General features: G+C 46.2%; 14 protein-coding genes. 12 read left to right on the top strand and 2 right to left on the bottom strand.

All coding sequences use genetic code 11. The features are described 5' to 3' along the window. The first annotated feature begins 73 nt into the window (after window positions 1-73). The 3 genes from JUB15_RS03470 (at window position 74) to JUB15_RS03460 (ending at window position 4,459) form a co-directional block, all read left to right on the top strand. Window positions 74-1,048, top strand: coding sequence for an N-acetylmuramoyl-L-alanine amidase family protein (locus JUB15_RS03470; RefSeq protein WP_207510920.1), 975 nt, complete (start codon window positions 74-76; stop codon window positions 1,046-1,048). Window positions 1,049-1,301: 253 nt separating this feature from the next. Continuing rightward, entirely contained in the window at window positions 1,302-2,270 is a 969-nt protein-coding gene (locus JUB15_RS03465; RefSeq protein ID WP_207510919.1) for an MlaD family protein, read from the top strand. A gap of 17 nt (window positions 2,271-2,287) precedes the next feature. After that, window positions 2,288-4,459, top strand: coding sequence for an OstA-like protein (locus tag JUB15_RS03460; RefSeq protein WP_207510918.1), 2,172 nt, complete (start codon window positions 2,288-2,290; stop codon window positions 4,457-4,459). A 123-nt stretch (window positions 4,460-4,582) separates the two neighbouring features. On the opposite strand, the gene JUB15_RS03455 is transcribed toward JUB15_RS03460, so the two are convergent. After that, window positions 4,583-5,683, bottom strand: a complete 1,101-nt coding sequence (locus JUB15_RS03455; RefSeq protein WP_207510917.1) for a Gfo/Idh/MocA family protein — start codon at window positions 5,681-5,683, stop codon at window positions 4,583-4,585. 345 nt (window positions 5,684-6,028) lie between these two features. Here JUB15_RS03455 and JUB15_RS03450 point away from each other — a divergent pair, with 345 nt between their 5' ends. From JUB15_RS03450 to JUB15_RS03425, 6 genes are all read left to right on the top strand, one after another. After that, window positions 6,029-6,487, top strand: coding sequence for a hypothetical protein (locus JUB15_RS03450; protein ID WP_207510916.1), 459 nt, complete (start codon window positions 6,029-6,031; stop codon window positions 6,485-6,487). 765 nt (window positions 6,488-7,252) lie between these two features. Further along, window positions 7,253-8,002 carry a DeoR/GlpR family DNA-binding transcription regulator gene (locus JUB15_RS03445; RefSeq protein ID WP_207510915.1) on the top strand — a complete coding sequence of 250 codons (750 nt, stop codon included), beginning with the start codon at window positions 7,253-7,255 and terminating at the stop codon, window positions 8,000-8,002. 101 nt (window positions 8,003-8,103) lie between these two features. Further along, on the top strand, window positions 8,104-11,322 hold the full coding sequence (locus JUB15_RS03440) for a SusC/RagA family TonB-linked outer membrane protein (RefSeq protein ID WP_207510914.1): 3,219 nt from the start codon (window positions 8,104-8,106) through the stop codon (window positions 11,320-11,322). A gap of 30 nt (window positions 11,323-11,352) precedes the next feature. Further along, entirely contained in the window at window positions 11,353-13,011 is a 1,659-nt protein-coding gene (locus JUB15_RS03435; protein WP_207510913.1) for a RagB/SusD family nutrient uptake outer membrane protein, read from the top strand. A gap of 190 nt (window positions 13,012-13,201) precedes the next feature. After that, window positions 13,202-13,909 carry a hypothetical protein gene (locus JUB15_RS03430; protein WP_207510912.1) on the top strand — a complete coding sequence of 236 codons (708 nt, stop codon included), beginning with the start codon at window positions 13,202-13,204 and terminating at the stop codon, window positions 13,907-13,909. A 182-nt stretch (window positions 13,910-14,091) separates the two neighbouring features. Next, window positions 14,092-14,841 (top strand): DeoR/GlpR family DNA-binding transcription regulator, encoded by a 750-nt coding sequence (locus tag JUB15_RS03425; protein ID WP_207510911.1) that lies wholly within the window; start codon window positions 14,092-14,094, stop codon window positions 14,839-14,841. Window positions 14,842-15,397: 556 nt separating this feature from the next. On the opposite strand, the gene JUB15_RS03420 is transcribed toward JUB15_RS03425, so the two are convergent. After that, window positions 15,398-16,801 carry a nucleoside recognition domain-containing protein gene (locus tag JUB15_RS03420; protein ID WP_207510910.1) on the bottom strand — a complete coding sequence of 468 codons (1,404 nt, stop codon included), beginning with the start codon at window positions 16,799-16,801 and terminating at the stop codon, window positions 15,398-15,400. A 197-nt stretch (window positions 16,802-16,998) separates the two neighbouring features. Here JUB15_RS03420 and ychF point away from each other — a divergent pair, with 197 nt between their 5' ends. From ychF to JUB15_RS03405, 3 genes are all read left to right on the top strand, one after another. Beyond that, window positions 16,999-18,096 (top strand): redox-regulated ATPase YchF, encoded by a 1,098-nt coding sequence (gene ychF, locus JUB15_RS03415; RefSeq protein WP_207510909.1) that lies wholly within the window; start codon window positions 16,999-17,001, stop codon window positions 18,094-18,096. 116 nt (window positions 18,097-18,212) lie between these two features. Further along, window positions 18,213-18,485, top strand: a complete 273-nt coding sequence (locus JUB15_RS03410) for a hypothetical protein (protein ID WP_207510908.1) — start codon at window positions 18,213-18,215, stop codon at window positions 18,483-18,485. Between the two features lie 119 nt (window positions 18,486-18,604). After that, a complete protein-coding gene (locus tag JUB15_RS03405) occupies window positions 18,605-19,114 on the top strand; it encodes a hypothetical protein (RefSeq protein ID WP_207510907.1) in 510 nt (169 codons plus the stop codon). The last annotated feature ends 61 nt before the right edge of the window (window positions 19,115-19,175 follow it).

The following is a 19,175-nucleotide window of genomic DNA, read 5'->3' as shown; positions in this document are numbered from 1 at the left end:
AATAGCAGCACTATCTTTGCGTTATACCGGAAGAAAATAGCTTGTTTACATTAATCCCGTAATCCCGGAATAGATGCTGCGAAATTTAATTTATTGCCTGTTGGGCACCGGACTTTGCCTGGTTGTGTCTTCGTATAACACAGCCCCTGCCAGCAAAGCCCCCGCTGTGCCAGCAATCGCCAGACCGGGCATTAAGACCATCATCATCGATGCCGGGCATGGTGGCCGCGATCCCGGGGCCCGTGGGGATTATTCTACCGAAAAAAAGGTTTGTCTCGCCATTGCCCTCAAGCTGGGCGCGAAACTTAAATCAACATTTCCTGAACTCAAGATCTATTATACCCGCATGGGTGATACCTACCCGGAAATAAAAGCCCGGGCCGATTATGCGAATCGCAACAAAGGCGACCTCTTCATTTCCATCCACGCCAATGCAGCACCCAAGATCAAACACACGAAATTCCTCGGTTATAAAACGCAGGTTTACTATACCCGCAAGGGTAAAAAGCGCATAAAACATACGCGCCGGGTTAAAAACTACAAGACCTGGTATACCGATAATCCCAGCCGCGGTACTGAAACCTACATCTGGGCAGCCGACAGGTCAACGATCAAGGGTGGTTATGTTGGGGAACGTATGGTCGAAGATGTAAGTGATAAGGAATACGTGCCTGATATCAATGACCCTGAATTCAAGGCCAAGTCGCTTTTATGGACCAAACGCTTCTTCAACAAAAGTCTCCTGCTGGCCACCCTCGTTCAGGAAGAAGTGGCCAAAAAAGGCCGCATCAACCGGGGGGTGAAGCAGCGTAATGAAAAAGGCATCTGGGTGTTACAGGCTACGGCCATGCCCAGTATCCTCGTGGAGACCGGGTATATCACCCACAGCGCTGATGAAGCCTACCTGAACAGCAAAAAAGGGCAGGATGAAATGGCCTCTGCCATCGTCAATGCTGTGAAACGCTACCAGGGCACCAGTGCGCCACAGCCTATTTCAAAGAACGCCGCCCACAGCAGCAGCGCCAAATCACTGCACGCCTCCAGGTGATTGGCACTGGGTAATGGGCAGTTGGCAGATGGCCATGGGCAGTTCCCAGTAGGCAACCGGTAACTAAGATAACTTATCAACTCGCCTGTATTTCAATTTTTTATACTTTTGCTTCCAATTGGCCGTTTTTATAAGGGCAACCTTTAAAACTTAACCCGTTCAGATGAACCCGGGAATACAGGATTTTCACCTGGCGGTGAACAATTGTACGCGGGGATTTGTCTGGCCATTGAAAACATCATAGCAAATTCAGATGAAAATTTCTAATGAAACTAAAGTAGGCGCATTAACCGCAATTGCGATCACTGTGCTTATACTTGGCTTTAATTTTTTGAAAGGAAAAAGTGCGCGTGGTAAAGAAGTATATGCTGTGTTTCCTAATATTGAAAAACTGGTGGTATCCAACCCGGTATTTATCAAGGGCCTGCAGGTGGGTAAAGTCACCAGTATGCAGGAGACTGATAAGAACCTGAGTGGCATTGTGGTTACCATTACCTTAACAAAGGACATAAATATTCCCCGCAACTCGGTGGCCACCCTTAACAGTGAGTTGTTAGGTTCTACCGGCGTGAATATTTTTTTAGGCAGCGGCGGCGATTTCCTGAAAGAAGGTGATACCATCCGTACCGAGCGCTCCCTGGCATTGACCGACAAACTGCAAAAATCCCTCGATCCGGCTATCAACAATATCAATAAGACCCTGGCTTCGCTCGACCTGGTGTTGCAAAATCTGAATACCATACTCGATCCCAATACCCGCAACAATTTACAGGGTATTGTAGCCAACCTCGCCGCAAGCAGTCATTCATTACAGCAAATGCTGAATACCGAAACTGGCATGCTGGCCAAAACGATCGGTAACCTGAATACTATTACCACCGGCTTTGCGCGTAATGGTCCGAAAATTGACAGTACATTCTCAAACCTGCAGGCGGCAACCGATCAATTGTCGAAAGCAAAAATTCAGGAAGCTGTTGAAAGCCTGCAAAGAACAATGGCAAGACTGGAAGCGGGGATCGCCAAGATCGACAGCAAGGAAGGCACTGTTGGTATGCTGTTAAATGATCGCCAATTGTACGAAGAGGTTCGACGCACCAATCGCAGTTTGACTATCTTGCTCGACGATCTGCGGATAAATCCCAAACGCTATATTAATATATCCCTTTTCGGACCAAAAGATAAAAAGGGGCCGTTAAAAGCACCGCTTGATACACTGAAATAACAAGGAAAGCTTTATAAATGATACGATATGTGTTTTGGCCGCTGATAGCGTTGTTATCTTTTGGTAAAATAGATGCTCAGGTAATAACCACCCGGCCCGGCGCAGACACTATGAAAGTAGTGACGCTCATTAACGCCGACCGGCTCAGCTATAAACGGCCCGACTCATTGACCGACCTGCAGATGCTGGCCGGCAACGTTCAGTTACGGCAGGAAAATACATTGATCAACTGCGATAGCGCCGTGTTCAATAAAAAGACCCGGTACGTTGAGGCGTTTGGCAATGTACATATCATCGATAACGACACTGTCAATATCAGGTCGCAGTACCTGCAGTACTATGTCGACACAAAAATGGCCTACCTCAAAAACAACGTGTCATTAACCGACAGTAAAAGCACCCTGCTCACAAACGAACTTCAATACGATCTGAATACCAAGATCGGGGAATACCACAATGGTGGTAAACTTATTAACAAACAATCTGTCTTAACCAGTAAGGAAGGCACCTATTACGAAGAGCTGAAAGATGTGTATTTCAAAAAAGATGTCGACCTGAAAGATCCGCAATACAGTCTGAAGACCGATTCGTTGTTGTACAACACCGAAACCCAGATCGCAACCTTCATAGCCCCCACCACTATCATCGACAGCTCAAAAAGGACCATCAATACCAGTGATGGATTTTATGATACCCGCAACCGGAAAGCTTATTTCGCCAAACGGCCGATACTAAAAGACGGGGCAGTAACCATCATTGCCAATTCTATTGACAGCAACGACAGCCTCGGCCTCAGTTTACTGCGGGGCAATGCCGTGTATATAGATACTGCCCAGGGCGTATCGGTGCTGGCCAATTTCATTGAAGCCAACCGCGACGATGGCACTTTCCGCGCCACCCAGCATCCGTTGATGATCATTAAGCAGGACAAGGACTCCATCTTTATCACGGCCGATACCCTGTACTCGGGCCGACTAAGTAAATTGCCCGGCTACAAAGACAGCAGCAGCCATCAAACGGATACAGCCAAACGTATCTCAGATACCGCTGCGCAGCTGGCTAAAGCGCCTGTTAAACGGATAGATCCGGCCGCTCTGGCGGATGATACGGTGAAACGTATTGCAGATACCACTGCCCTGGCCAAAGATCCAGTTATCAAAGTAACTGATACCACGCTCCTTGCGAAAGATTCCGCCATAAAAATAACAGACACAGCTACCCTGGCCGCCACGCCTGTTAAACGCAAGACAGATACGGCGCTTGTAAAAGGACCGGCTACCAAAAAGCCGGGTAAAGCGGGCTCGCCGGCAGTAGCCAGTAAACCGGTGAAAGCAGCCAAACCCGCCAAAGCAACCAGAGAAAACAAGAACGATAGTACCGACCGCTATTTCCAGGCATGGCATCATGTACGTATTTACTCTGATTCCATGCAGGCGGTTTCAGACAGTCTGTTTTATTCAGGCAAGGATTCTGTTTTTCAGTTATACACCGACCCGGTCATGTGGGCCAGCAATAGCCAGATCACCGGCGATACCATTTTCCTGTATACTAAAAACAAGAACCCCGACCGGCTGTTTGTGTTTGAGAACGGCTTTGCCGTAAACCTGAGCGATACCCTGATGTATAACCAGATCAAAGGCAACCGCCTGAATGGTTATTTCAAGAACGGGGAAATAGAATACATGCGGGCAACGGGCAACGCGGAAAGTATATACTATGTAAAAGATGAAAAGAACTACCTGGTCGGTATCAACAACGCCACCAGCGACATCATCGACATGCGGTTCAAGAACAAAGAACTGAACAAAGTGGTATTCATCAGCGAAGTATCCGGTACCATGTACCCGGTAAGACAGGCAACGGAAGAGAATAAAAAGCTCCGCAATTTCAAATGGCTGGAAGACCGCCGGCCAAAGTCGAAATTTGAATTGTATGAAGATATCAAACCCGTGGTTATAAAGGATTCGCTGGATCTGGTGGATTCTTTGGAAATGGCAGATTCGTTGAGCAGTCAACAGCTGGTTGCACCGCCGTTAGAAACGCCTAAACAGGCACCCAAAGTAACGCCCGGCGCACCGCAGAAAACACCACAAAAAGAACCGTTGAAAGAGAGGCCCCTGTTCAGACATGCTTCGAAGGATAGCACTAAACAACAGCCGAAAACACCGCAGTTAAAAAACCGGCCATAGAGAACGCCAATAACAACAAATTTTCATCGCATTTCGCAGAAGCGGAGATGCGTAATAACAGATAATAACAAGGTTGTCCAATTCAGAAAAGGGACAACCTTGTTTATTTATTAAGTAATGTGCTTACAATTTTACCCGATGTTTGGTATTGGCTGACTTATAAATAGCTTCCACGATCCTGATATCGCGCAGGCCTTCTTCTCCCGGCACCAGCATGGGCTTCTTTTGCATAATGCTCAGCGCATCATCATCCATTTGTTTGGCCTGTTGAAAGGGAATACTGTAAGGATGATTGATGGTGCCGAGCGGACTGGTTGCATTTTGTCCATTGTATGAAGAATAGGGCTGCACTTTCACTTCGCCCTTCTCACAGGTAATATTGAGGAAATTGATATTCTCGCCGAAGCTTGTTTTGATATCGGCCATTACACCCCCGGGAAATTCCAGGGTGGCGATGGTGGTTTCATCCAGTCCGTTCTTATAGATCTCGGGCCTGGTGGTAGAAGTTTGGGCCGATACGATAGCGATCGGTTCCATTCCCGTGCCCAGCCTTGCTCCCTGTATTGAATAAACGCCCATATCATATAGAACGCCCCCACCCATTTCTTTCTTCTGCTTCCAGTGGTCGGTGCGGTTATCACGATAACCCGCTGCACAGTTCACCTTTGTTATTTTGCCCAATTGTTTTTCCTTAACGATCCGGCGCCAGGCCTGGGTATTGGGTTCATGATGCAACCGGTAGCCGATAGCCAGCGATTTTTTGTTGGAGCGGCAGGCATTGATCATGGCATTACATTCCGCTTCGGTTAAAGCCATCGGCTTTTCGCACCATACATCCTTACCCGCATTGGCAGCCCTGATCACATATTCCTTGTGCATGGAAGGAGGCAGCACAACATATACCACATCGATATCGGGGTTGTTGGCAATGGTATCGAAGTTCTGGTAGTTATAAATATTCTTATCGGGAATATTGTATTTCTGCTTCCAGGCCTCCGCTTTTGACGGCGTGCCGGTAACAATACCAGCCAGGTAACAATGTTTTGTTTGCTGCAATGCAGGCGCCAGCAGATCGGTACTGTAATATCCCAGTCCAACCAACGCCACACCCAGTTTATCTTTATTGCGGCGGTTACCGGCTAATAATGTATTGGGAGAAAGTAAGAGGATGCCGCTGCCGGCAGCAATCGTTTTAATTACACGTCTGCGTGAAACAGTATTCATTGTAACAGGATTTGAAGGTTCATAATGGCGCACCACCTTTGCGTGGCGATTACAGTGAAGTTAAGCTATTTTTATAAGGCAGCGCCTGCTATCATCATTTTATACGGCCGGCGGTTTGCCTCCCGCAACAGACTAATGATACGTTAAAAAACGCTCCAACTACTTTAACAGACAGTTAATCAATACCTTTGGCACTATTTTCGTTTTTAGTATACAACCCCGGTGACACCGGCATAAATCAATACACGGCTGGTAACGGTTACAATGTGCAGCATGATATCGAGGTGGCTCCATAGCTGTTTGTAGAGATGGTAATTTATCATTGAAATTCAAAAACTGTTTTTCATGAAGAGAGTCTCCATAACCCTGCCCGTTATACTATGTTGTATGTTTATTTGCCAGCGTGCAGCCGCCCAGGACTACCGGTTTGCAGCCGGTATACGCCTCAGCAACTCCTCGCCTACTTTAAGCAGCGCTATTTCAGGTAAATTTTTTGCAACCGATAAGACCGCTATAGAAGGGATCGTAGCCTGGGGCAACCGGTTTGGGATTGGTGCATTGCTGGAGATCCATAATAAATTCAACACTCCGGGCCTTAGCTGGTTTTATGGGGGTGGTGCATATGTAGGCTTCCAGGATGGGGATACTTACCTTGGACCTACCGGTATTGTGGGACTCGATTATAAATTCACCAATGCGCCTGTTAATCTTTCGTTAGACTGGAAACCCGAGCTGGACTTCCTGCCCGATATCAACTTTGTACCCGACGCCTTTGCCTTCACGATCAGGTTTGTTATTAAATAACGCGGAACGCTGAACGCAAAACGCTGAACGCTTAACGCTGAACGCTGAACGCTTAACGCGGAACGCTGAACGCTGAACGCTGAACGCGGAACGCGCTTTAGTCGGGTTTGATTTTCATTGACAATTCCGTAGATTATCGGAACTGTATTCCATTATCACATTAGCTAATCATCACATCATCTAATTCATTAGCACATCAGCTAATTAGCACATTAGCTAATTAACGTTTATCTTTTGCCCCGGCACCCACAATCCCCTTGATTATCGGAACTGTATTCAATTATCACATCAGCTAATTATCACATCAGCTAATTCATTAGCACATCAGCAAATTAGCACATTAGCTAATTAACGTTTATCTCTTGCCCCGGCACCCACGGTCGCCTTGATTATCGGAACTGTATTCCATTATCACATTTGCTAATTATCACATCATCTAATTCATTAGCACATCAGCTAATTAGCACATTAGCTAATTAACGTTTATCGCTTGCCCCGGCACCCACAATCCCCTTCAATATCGGAACTGTATTCAATTATCACATCAGCTAATTATCACATTAGCTAATTATTTCATGCTTCTTCCTTCTTATCAAGCTTCACTTTTTACATTCTACATATTATAATACCGCAAATAACCGCATAAATTGAGTATTAAGCCAAAAACATGCACAATTTCGTGCGTTATTTATACAGATTTAATCCAATTTATGCGTCTTCGTGCTACATTTCCTGTTATATTTGAATTGAAACCAACTAACGCGTATGCTGAAAAAAGAACGTCAGGCATATATCCTGCACCAGGTCAACCTGCATAACAAAGTACTTTCTTCCCTGCTCAGTCATGAGATCCGCGTTTCGGAAGACACCATCCGCCGCGATCTGCAGGAACTCTCAGAAGAAGGCAAACTGATAAAAGTTCATGGCGGCGCCCTGTCTCATTCTTTCAATGACGTTATATACGCCGGTCCAAGCGTGTATTCGCAGGACCAGAAACGGATCATAGCCGAAAAAGCAGCCGCTTTAATTGAGAACGGCATGTTTGTACTTACCAGCGGCGGCACTACCATCATTGAAATGGCCCGGGCACTGCCACCCTCTTTAAGAGCCACTTTTATTTCAGGCAGCATTCCCGCCATTCTCGAGTATATGCAGCATCCCAATATTGAAGTCATCATGATCGGCGACCGGGTATCCAAAAATGCCAAGATCACCATCGGCGCAGAAGCGATTGCCAAGATCAAGAACATCAATGCCGACCTGTGTTTCCTGGGCATCAATGCCATCGACATCAAACGCGGTACTACTGAAAACGACTGGGAAATAGCGCAGCTGAAAAAGATCATGATCGACTCATCGCGTAAAGTGGTATGCTGCACCATTTCCGAAAAGATCAATACCCTGCAGCCCATTCACATTTGCAATATCTCCGACATCGACGTGCTGATCACCGAACTGCCACCCGATGCACCTGTATTGAAGCCATACATCGATGCCGGTATCCAGGTGCTGTAACCCCGGCACCCCTATATATCACGACTTCCAGTTAACTGTAAAAACCAGCCTGTAACCAACAGGATTGAAAGCACTTTCCTACTAACTAAAAAAAACAAATTATGAGAAAAGCCCGTTTCCTTGCACTGATGGCACTATGCAGCTGTTTGATCAGCGCTGCACTTGGGCAATCGATCAGCGGGGAGGTTCACGACAAAGCAACGCACAACCCTATTCCCGGCGCTACTGTCATCACTGGTAAAAGCAAAAAAGCCACTTTTTCCGATCTGAATGGAAAATTCACTATTGAACTAACCGATGGGGATGAGTCTATTGAAGTATCCCATACCGGTTATAAAGCACAACGAATTGCCATAACGCCCGGCACCACCTCTTATCAAATCGAACTGGAAACCGCGTCATCGCTCGATCAGGTAGTGGTTGTAGCCTATGGCACCCAGAAGAAGGTAAACCTTACCGGCGCCATTGCCACCGTTGATGTAAACAAAACCTTTGGCAGTAAACCCCTCAACGACCCTACCAGGGCTTTGCAGGGTATTGTGCCTGGTTTAACCATTCAATATGGTAACGGTGGCCTGACTTCCGACGCCAGTGTATCCATCCGCGGTGTCGGCTCCATCAACGGCGCTGCCAGGCCGCTCATCCTGGTCGATAACGTACAAACAGACGATCTGTCTATCATCAACCCCCAGGATATCGAAAGCATCTCGGTACTGAAAGATGCGGCTTCTGCTTCTATTTATGGCGCACGTGCGGCTTTTGGCGTGGTATTGATCAAAACAAAATCGGGTCGTAAAAACCAGAAAGCATCTATTTCATATACCAATAACTTCTCCTGGAATAAGCCTACCATAATGCCCGACTTTGCCGACCCTGAATATGAGCTGCAGGCAATACACGATGCAGCCGTACGCGCCAAGCTGCAACCGGAAACGTTTGGCATGAGCCTGCTGAAATTAAGAGACGGTATCGTTAACTGGAAGAACAATTATGCCGGCAAGAACGGACTTGAAATGGTAAAAGGCGAAGACTGGGACATTCTGCCAGATGGCCGTACTTATTTTTATAAAGTATGGGACCCTAAAAAAGAAATGCTGAACAAATACACCTTTTCCCAATTGCATAACCTGAACATAGCCGGTGGCAGTGAAAAGATCACCTATTACTTATCGGCAGGTTACAGCTATGACGGCGGTATCATGAAAATGAATCCTGACGCCCTGAAAAAATACAACGTAACAGCAGGCGTTAACGCCACTGTAACCGACTGGCTCGATGTAAGCGCCAAAACCCTGTACCGGAACTTTGAATACGAATACCCTTATGAATACCAGAATTACTGGTATTATTTCTGGCGCTGGGGATCCTATTTCCCCTATGGCACTTACCAGGGAAAATATTTCAGGACCAACTCGGCGTATATGGCGGCAGCCAACAAAAGCAAGGTGGTTAGCAACTACCAGCGCATAGACCTGGGCGCTACCATCAAGATCAGCAAAAAATTAAATATCCGCACCGATTACACGATCGGTCGCGATAACATCCTGCGCAAAGAAGCCAGTGGCCCGGTAATAGCCTGGGATTACTGGACAGCCGGCGCCCTGACATTGTCAGATATCGCCGCTTCACAGAATGCACTGACCTATACCAACGGCCGCTTAAAAGTAAATACACTGAACTCCTTTGCTACCTACCAGGACAAATTCGGTGACCACAATTTGAAAGTGATTGCCGGTATCAACGCCGAAGACAATGAGAATATCAACTACTATGTATCGCGGAAAGGATTGTTAGATCCATCACAACCTGAATTCAATACGGCGGCTGGTGACTGGAGCGGAGGCCCGTCGTCTTCAAACGTTCCCCGCGGTTGGAGCCAGAACGGACATGGCCTGAAAGCCTTTGCCGGTTACTTTGGCCGTATCAACTATGATTATAAAGAAAAATACCTGCTGGAACTGAATGGCCGTTACGACGGTTCTTCCCTGTTTCCGCCACAGGACCGCTGGGCCTTTTTCCCTTCCGTATCTGCCGGCTACCGCATCAGCCAGGAAGAGTTCATGGATTTTGCCACGCCGTATTTGAATGACCTTAAATTACGCGCTTCTTATGGCGAGTTGGGCAACCAGGATATAAGTTCCACCGGAAGAAGTTTGTACCAAACCATAATGACAGGCACCCAGGCCAACTGGTTAAATAATTCAGGTATCTATGCACAAAGTATTAGCCAGCCTTCCGCTATTGCCAAATCTTTACAATGGGAACGCGTGAACACCCTCGATTTCGGTCTCGATGCCCGCATTCTCAATAATCACATCGGTATCACCTTCGACTGGTTCGAACGCAATACCAAAGGTATGATCCAACAGGTAGCAGTACCCGCTTCTTTCGGCGTGGCTGGCCCATACATTAATGCAGGTAATTTCCGCGCCCGTGGTTATGAAGTTAACATCGACGTTAATTATGACATTGGTAAAGACATTTCATTGTACGGTACGTTTGGCTTCAGCGATTATAAAACTGTGTTTACGAAATGGGAAAACCCCAGCATGTCTATCAACAGCAGCCTCAACTATGTAGGCAAAACCTATGGGGAAATCTGGGGCTTTGAAACCGACAGGTTCTTTGAATCTGCAGAAGACGTAACCAAATCACCTTATCAAAAGAACCTGGAAACCGGAAACTTCGATTTCGGCCCGGGCGATATCAAATACAAGGACCTCGATGGTAACGACACGATCAGCGGCGGCAGAATGACCCTCGAGGATCATGGTGACCTGAAAGTAATTGGTAACACCCAGCCCCGTTATATTTATAACGCCCGTATCGGTGGCAGCTGGAAAAACTTCGATATAGATATCTTTATTCAGGGCGTAGGCAAACGCAGCTGGTGGGGTATCGGTAATACCATTCTGCCCATGTACCAAAGCCTTGACATCTTATATGCCAACCAGATGGATTTCTGGACGCCCGATAATACAGATGCCCGTTATCCTTCCCCCTACCCCAATAACCAAACCGGCACCATTGGCGGTTTGTTGAACGGTAGCAATAACTTCTACCCGCAATCGAGCTATTTGTTAAACCTGGCTTATTGCCGGTTGAAGAACGTGTCTATAGGCTATACCATGCCGGCCAGCCTGTTAAGCCGCTACAAGGTACAGAAGCTGCGGTTTTATGTGAGCGGACAAAACCTGGCTGAAATTTCAAATGTAGGTGCACCGATCGATCCGGAGATAACAGATGGTGGATTGAATTATACGGGTAGGACCTACCCCTTCAACCGTCAATTTTCATTTGGTATCCAGATCACTTACTAAACCACAACTATCACTTACAATTTCAATAATATGAAATTTAATAAAGCTTATTTGTTCCTGTTGCTATTGCTGGCAGGTGCATCCTGTAGCAAATACATTGATAAAGACAATCCGGATACGTTAACCGATCCTGCCTATTGGAAAGACGAGAACAGCGTACGGGCCTATAACTGGGAATTCTATAATTTGTTCCCGGGTTTTGGCAATGGCTCCAGCACCAATGGCGATTTTTATTTTACCACATTTACCGATGATCAGTTACCGTCTGGTTTTACGCAATATCAACCTACCACGCCGGCAACCAATGCCGACTGGACGTTCGCATACGTAAGGAAAGCCAATATATTGCTCGAGCGGATCGACATGGTAGCCATGAGCGATGATGCAAAGAACCATTGGCGTGGAATAGCCCGCTTCTTCCGGGCCCTGCAATACTACAAACTGGTGCAGATCTTTGGTGATGTGCCCTGGTATGGCCGGTCGTATGAAGTTACTGATACGGAGGAGCTGTATAAACCCCGCACCCCGCGTAAACTGATTATGGATAGTGTGCTGGCCGATCTTAATTTCGCGATAGCGAACCTTCGTCAAACAGATCTGCCCAACACCGTAAATAAAGATGTGGCCCTGGCCCTTAAATCACGGGTATGCCTGTTCGAAGGAACCTATCGGAAATACCATACACAGCTCGGCCTGCCCGATGCCGGTAAATACCTGCAGGAATCGAAAGCAGCTTCGGAGGCTTTGATGGCAAAAGCCAGTTATACACTTGGCAACAATTACCTGTCTATTTACAATGCAGATAATTTAGCTCCCAACAGGGAAGTGATCCTGTACAAAAGGTATGAACCTACCTACCTGATGCACTCGCTCATCGCCTATTTGTACAGCAGTACTGTTATCAGCGGCTTGAGCAAATCGGCCGTAGAATCGTACCTGTGCACTGATGGAAAACCAATTACCGTTTCACCTTTGTATCAAAAGGATGATGACCTCAGTAAAGTACTCGCTAACCGCGACAGACGTTTGCTGCTGACGATAGATACGACCTATCTCTATTACCTGGGGCATACTAAAAATGGTTTTACGGCAACAACCGGCTACCGCGTAACCAAGTTCTTACCAGATACCACTACATTAAAACAGATCCAGACCGGCATCAACACCAACATCACGGATGCGCCTTTGTTCTATTTGTCGGAGATCTACCTCAATTATGCAGAAGCGGCTGCAGAACTTGACAATCTGGGATTATATACCATCACACAGGGCGACCTCGATATCACCATCAATAAGCTGCGGGCAAGAGCTGGGGTAGCGCCATTGACGGTTAATCCCGGTTTCACTGATCCTAAAAAAGATTCCGAGCTGTCGTCCCTCATTTGGGAGATCCGTCGCGAACGACGCGTAGAGCTGATGATGGATGGTTTCCGGTACCAGGACCTGATGCGATGGAAAAAAGGACCGTATATGGATAGCAAACTGAACCCAGATATATTCCTGGGCGCCAAAGTACCGGCCAACCCCGAAGTAAAAAGAAATGCGCAGGGATATATTACACCCTATGCCGCAACCAGTCAACGTGTATTTGTTGATCCCAAGAACTATTTATACGCAGTGCCTAACAACCAGATCCTGCTGTATCCGGCAGATATGCAGAGCAGCATGCAGAACCCCGGTTGGAAATAACCAACGGGTCTCAGTAACGAATACCCTTTCCTATTATAATCGATTTCAGACCGAAAACAAATATGGAAGCCTCCTGGTAAAACGGGAGGCTTCTGCTTTCGGTGTATACAGCACACCTTGCATTCAATTAAAAAGCCGTCATCCATTACATCTTGCGTTAATAATCGGTAGCTTTATATAAAATGGTGCTATGAAACCTACGATCATTAACCATCCTTTCCACGTTATACGCCTGGAATATATAAGCGAAGCGCCACTAAGTGCATTGGAACAAACAGCCATTGAAAAATATGTAGAACTGCATAACAGCGCAGAAGCCTATAAACAGGTATTATCGCGGTTGGAAACCTATTATACTTCAGCAATAAAACCATTGCAACAATGCCAGGTGATATTTGAAAACCTGCAGAATGAGTACCTGCTGCTTACACCCATGTTGCATTACCTGGAAGAAGGCGGTCCGTTAACACAAACAGAAATAGAATCCATTGATGAAAGTGAACGCGTTTGTTACGATACCCAGCCCCTGCTTACCGAGTTACATAATTTCAACCATATCTTCGATGCATACGTCGACGGATTGAAGACTGCCGAGCATGAATATGCGACCACTGAACAACAGCAGGAAAAACTGGAGCAGCAGTTTGATGATTTTGACGAGAACTATTTCTCCCCTATCATCAGGGATTATAAGAATATGGAAATTGACATTTGCAGCCTCGATGAGAATTTCGACGATTTCAGGGGCGCCTTCAGCGATCTGACCCAGCAGGCTGATAAATTATATAATACCCGCGCTACATTCCTGGATAAACATATACAGTTACATAATAAGATAGTGGAGCTCGACAAGGATATTGTCGCCCTCTTTGCAGCCATTAATGGAGAATCGAATTAATGCTCCGATTTTCGCCGGCCTGGGCCGAAAAATTGGCATTAAAGTAACATCCTTTCCGCAAAAAGCAGCAAAGTAGCGGAAAATCTAGCATAAAATGCCATTAAATTGCGTTTTTATCCCGTTTTTATGCACCTTTATGCAGCTAAATGGTTATATTTGATAAGTAACCTCATAGACTGCATATGTTAAAAAAAGAGCGTCAGGCCTATATTCTGCATCAGGTAAACCTGCATAACAAGGTACTTTCTTCTTTACTCAGCCAGGAGATCCGCGTTTCAGAGGACACGATCCGCCGTGATCTGCAGGAGCTTGCAGATGAAGGCAAGATCATCAAAGTTCATGGAGGAGCACTCAGCCATTCCTTCAACGAAGTTTATTATCCAACCGACAATGTGTATTCGCAGGATCACAAAAAGATCATAGCCAATAAGGCTGCTGCGCTTATTCAGAACGGCATGTTTGTACTTACCAGTGGAGGCACCACCATCATTGAGCTGGCGCGCGCGCTGCCCCGTCAGTTGAAGGCCACTTTCATGTCGGGCAGCATACCGGCCGTACTGGAATACATGCAGCACCCGACCATTGACGTGATCATGATCGGCGACCGCATTTCAAAAAGCTCCAAGATCACTATTGGGGCGGAAGCGATTTCAAAAATAAAACAGATCAATGCCGATCTCTGCTTGCTGGGCATCAATGCCATCGATCTCAAACACGGTACTACCGATAACGATTGGGAAGTGGTTCAGTTGAAAAAAGCCATGATACAGTCGGCGCAGAAAATCGTATGTCTCACCATTTCTGAAAAGATCAACACCTTACAGCCTATTCATATTTGCGACATTCAGCACATAGATGTTTTGATCACCGAGTTACCACCCGATGATCCCAAGTTAAAACCATACATAGACGCAGGCATACAGGTACTTTAACAGTTCAAAGTTCAAAGTTCACAGTTCAAAGTTCACAGTTCACAGTTCAAAGTTCACAGTTCAAAGTTCACAGTTCAAAGTTCAAAGTTTACAGTTTATAAAAGCACCTTGCCTAAGGCTGTATTTCATTAGCAAATCAGCAAATCAGCACATTAGCTGATCAGCACATTGGCTTAAGGTTGTATTCCATTATCACATCATCAAATTATCACATTATCACATTGCCTAAGGCTGTATTTCATTAGCAAATTAGCAAATTAGCAAATCAGCACATTAGCTAATCAGCACATTGCTTAAGGATGTATTTCATTAGCAAATCAGCACATTAGCTAATCAGCACATTGGCTTAAGGCTGTATTCCATTATCACATCATCAAATTATCACATTATCACATTGCCTAAGGATGTATTTCATTAGCAAATCAGCACATTAACTAATCAGCACATTGGCTCAAGGTTGTATTTCGTTCGCAAATCAGCACATTAGCTGATCAGCACATTGGCTTAAGGCTGTATTCCATTATCACATCATCAAATTATCACATTATCACATTGCTCAAGCGCTTCCCCCAAAGAAAAGATAAGCCAAAATAATGGCTGTAATGACGCATACCAGGTCGGCCAGCAACATAGTACCAATGGCATAACGGGTATTTTTTATGGAAACAGAACCGAAGTAAACCGCAACCACATAGAAAGTGGTATCCGCAGCGCCCTGGAAAATACCGGAAAGGCGGCTGGCGAATGAATCAGGCCCGTTTGCCATCATGGTGCTTACCATCATACCCCGGGCGGCTCCCCCGCTTAACGGGCGTATCAACGCAGTGGGCAGTCCATCCACAAACCGGGTATCAGCGCCCAGGAAAGCAAAGAAGTTCCTGATGCCATCCATGATCACATCGAAAGTACCGCTGGTGCGCAGCATGCTTACCGCTACCAGGATACCTACCAGGTAAGGAATGATGCGGATAGCTGTTTCAAAACCATTTTTGGCCCCGTCTATAAAAGCGTCAAATACGTCAATCTTTTTATATACAGCTCCCAGCACGGTCAACAGGAAGACCAGCAGGATCAACCCATTGCTCAAAACGCTGGAAAAGAATTGCACACCATTGGCATCCAGGGTAGTCAGGTACCAAACCAGCAGGGCAACTACAGCCGATATGCCTGCGATCCACATTATGATGACAGGCTGCAGCAGATTGATCTTTTGGCGGAGCGATACAATGAACATGGCGGTCATGGTGCCAACAAAGGTCACGATCATACAGGGCAGGAATACGTCGGTAGGATCACTGGCATGTTGCGCAGCTCTTATAGCAATAACACTTACAGGGATCAGGTTGAATCCCGCAGCATGCAAACACAGGAACATGATCTGCGCGTTGGAGGCCACCTCTTTTTTAGGATTGAGCTCCTGAAGGCTTTGCATGGCCTTTAAGCCAAAGGGCGTGGCAGCATTGTCGAGTCCCAGCAGATTGGCGGAAAAGTTCATGATCATATGGCCCATGGCCGGGTGCCCCTTCGGCACTTCGGGGAACAGTTTAGAGAAGAAAGGGCCAATGATCCGCGACAACAGGTGAATGCCCCCTGCCTTTTCCGCAATACTCATAAAGCCCATAAACAGGGCCAGGATGCCGATCAGCTTAAGGCAAAGGTCTACCGCATCCCAGCAGGTATCCACAATTCCATTGGCAGCCTGCACGGTTACCCCCACTACCTTATCTGCTTCCCGCCGGTAAACCAGGTCGCCCTGTTTTACCCGGCCCGCCGTATCCAATGCCGCCACCAGGGCAGGATCGGCTGCAGTTACAGCCATTTCCTTCACCCGAACCGAATCGCCCCGTTTTCCGATAACCATGGAACTGAAAACCTGCTTTTGACCACCCGCGACGAATTGAATAACAGCTACTATTATGGAAACTATAATAAAGGCACTCCAGATGCGACTTAATGCCATAAGGGAATTAGATTAAGCGCTGAAGATAAAGGAATCCAGCCATATTTTATCACCCGGTAATACCTATCTTTGCGCCGCCGAAATTAGTTCTAAGTTCTAAGTTCTAAGTTTTGAGCTGGTTGCGTATTAGGCCGATTGTAAGATCAAAAGAACGGCCATAACAACAAACCACAAACCATAAACAATAAACAAGTAAAATGGCTTTACAAGCAGGAATTGTAGGATTACCGAATGTAGGGAAATCAACCTTATTTAACGCAGTGAGCAACAGTGCCAAAGCACAAGCCAGCAACTATCGTTTCTGTACTATCGATCCGAACGTTGGCCTGGTTGACGTACCTGACGCCCGCTTGCAAAAACTGGCAGAACTGGTGCATCCCGATCGTATTGTTCCTACCCAGATTGAAATTGTGGATATTGCCGGACTGGTGCGTGGCGCCAGCAAAGGGGAAGGACTGGGCAATAAATTCCTGGGTAATATCCGCGAAGTGGACGCCATCATTCACGTGATCCGCTGTTTTGAGGACGAGAACATCCTGCGTGATGAAGGTGCCATTAACCCTGTAGGCGATAAAGAGATCATCGATATAGAATTACAGCTGAAAGACCTGGAAAGCGTTGACAAGAAGCTGAGCCGGATCGAAAAACAGGCCCGCCTCGATCCCAAGCTGAAAGCGGAGTACGACGTCCTGGTACGTTGCAAAGAGCACCTGGAAAAAGGCAAAAGCATCCGGGAACTGGGTTTGAGCAAAGAAGAGCGCCCGGCCATTGCCGACCTGTTCCTGCTGACCGAAAAACCGGTATTGTACGTAGCCAATGTAGACGAAGCAAGTATGCATACCGGCAACAAATTCTCTGCCGCCCTGCAGGAAGCCGTTAAAGGTGAAAATGCGCAGGTGATCATCATGAACAACAGCATTGAAGCCCAGATCAGTGAAATGGAAGACCCGGCCGACAAGCAAATGTTCATGGAAGAATATAAAATGACCGAACCTGCCCTCGACCGGCTGATCCATTCGGCTTATAAATTATTGAACCTGCAAACCTATTTTACCGCCGGTGTGCAGGAAGTGCGCGCCTGGACGATCCACGAAGGCTGGAAAGCCCCACAGGCCGCCAGCGTTATTCACACTGATTTTGAAAAAGGCTTTATCAAAGCCGAAGTGATTGCTTACAACGACTACGTTACTTATGGTTCAGAAGCAGCCTGCCGCGAAGCCGGTAAACTGCGCATCGAGGGTAAGGAATACGTTGTGAAAGATGGGGATGTGATGCACTTCAGGTTTAATGTATAAGCCTGAATGGCAGGAATTTATATAACGGTCCCGGCTGCGCCAGGACCGTTTTTTGCTTTAATATTAAAAATAAAATTCTTATATTCGTGTACACCAATCATAGAAATACTCATCTGATGGAAACTGTAACCCTGACGAAGCTGTATGAAGTGTTGGCGCAAAAGATAGGTAGAAGTGAAGCTGAATGTCTGACACATTATGTTGATGTAAAAGTTAAAACAGAATTGTGCAATAAACTTGAAATATTAGCCACTAAAGAAGATATCCATGCTTTACGCAATGAAATGAAGGATAATATCATTTCCATGCAAAAATGGATGCTGGGAACCTTTATAACTCTTGTAGTAATGATCCTCGGTTTATATGCCGCAATTTTATTAAAACCCTAAGCTTCCCTGATCATTCGATCACGTTTTACTTACTGCTATATTATCTGGTTTCCTCATTGAACTTTCTTCATTCCGCATTGTAATACAACGAAATAACCGTTTTGTATTAATTTTGCATCATGATAGATAATTACAGGGAATTATTACCGGCCGATTTTGCACCGGATTCGAGGGTTTGGGTTTACCAGAGCAGCCGGCTGTTTATGATGAGCGAAGCACTACACATTGAGGAATTGCTGAATAGTTTTACCGCTAACTGGCAATCGCATGGCGCGCCGGTAAAAGGGTATGCCAACCTTTTCTTTGGCCAGTTCATAGTGCTGATGGCCGATGAGCGTGCCACCGGCGTAAGTGGCTGCAGTACCGACAGCTCAGTACGCCTTATTAAACAAATAGAACAGTTATTCAACGTAAATATGTTCGACCGGCAAATGCTGGCCTTTATGGTAAAAGATAAAGTGCAAATGCTTCCGCTTGCCCAGTTGCAATATGCCGTCGACAATAACTTTATTTCCTCCGACACGCTTTACTTCAATAACCTTGTGCAAACAAAAGAAGAGTTGGAAAACAAATGGCTTGTTCCGGTGAAAGACAGCTGGCTGGCGAAACGGGTGAGCCTGAGTTTATAAAAAAATAGTAGTTGTAAGTTGCAGGTAGTGCTTGTTTCTTCACCATGTTAGCCAATTAGCA

The sequence above is a fragment of the Longitalea luteola genome, assembly GCF_017356035.1.
In the GTDB taxonomy this organism is placed as follows: domain Bacteria; phylum Bacteroidota; class Bacteroidia; order Chitinophagales; family Chitinophagaceae; genus Niastella; species Niastella luteola.
Note: the sequence above shows the minus strand (reverse complement) of the source record. Positions and strands in the feature narration are given on the sequence as shown.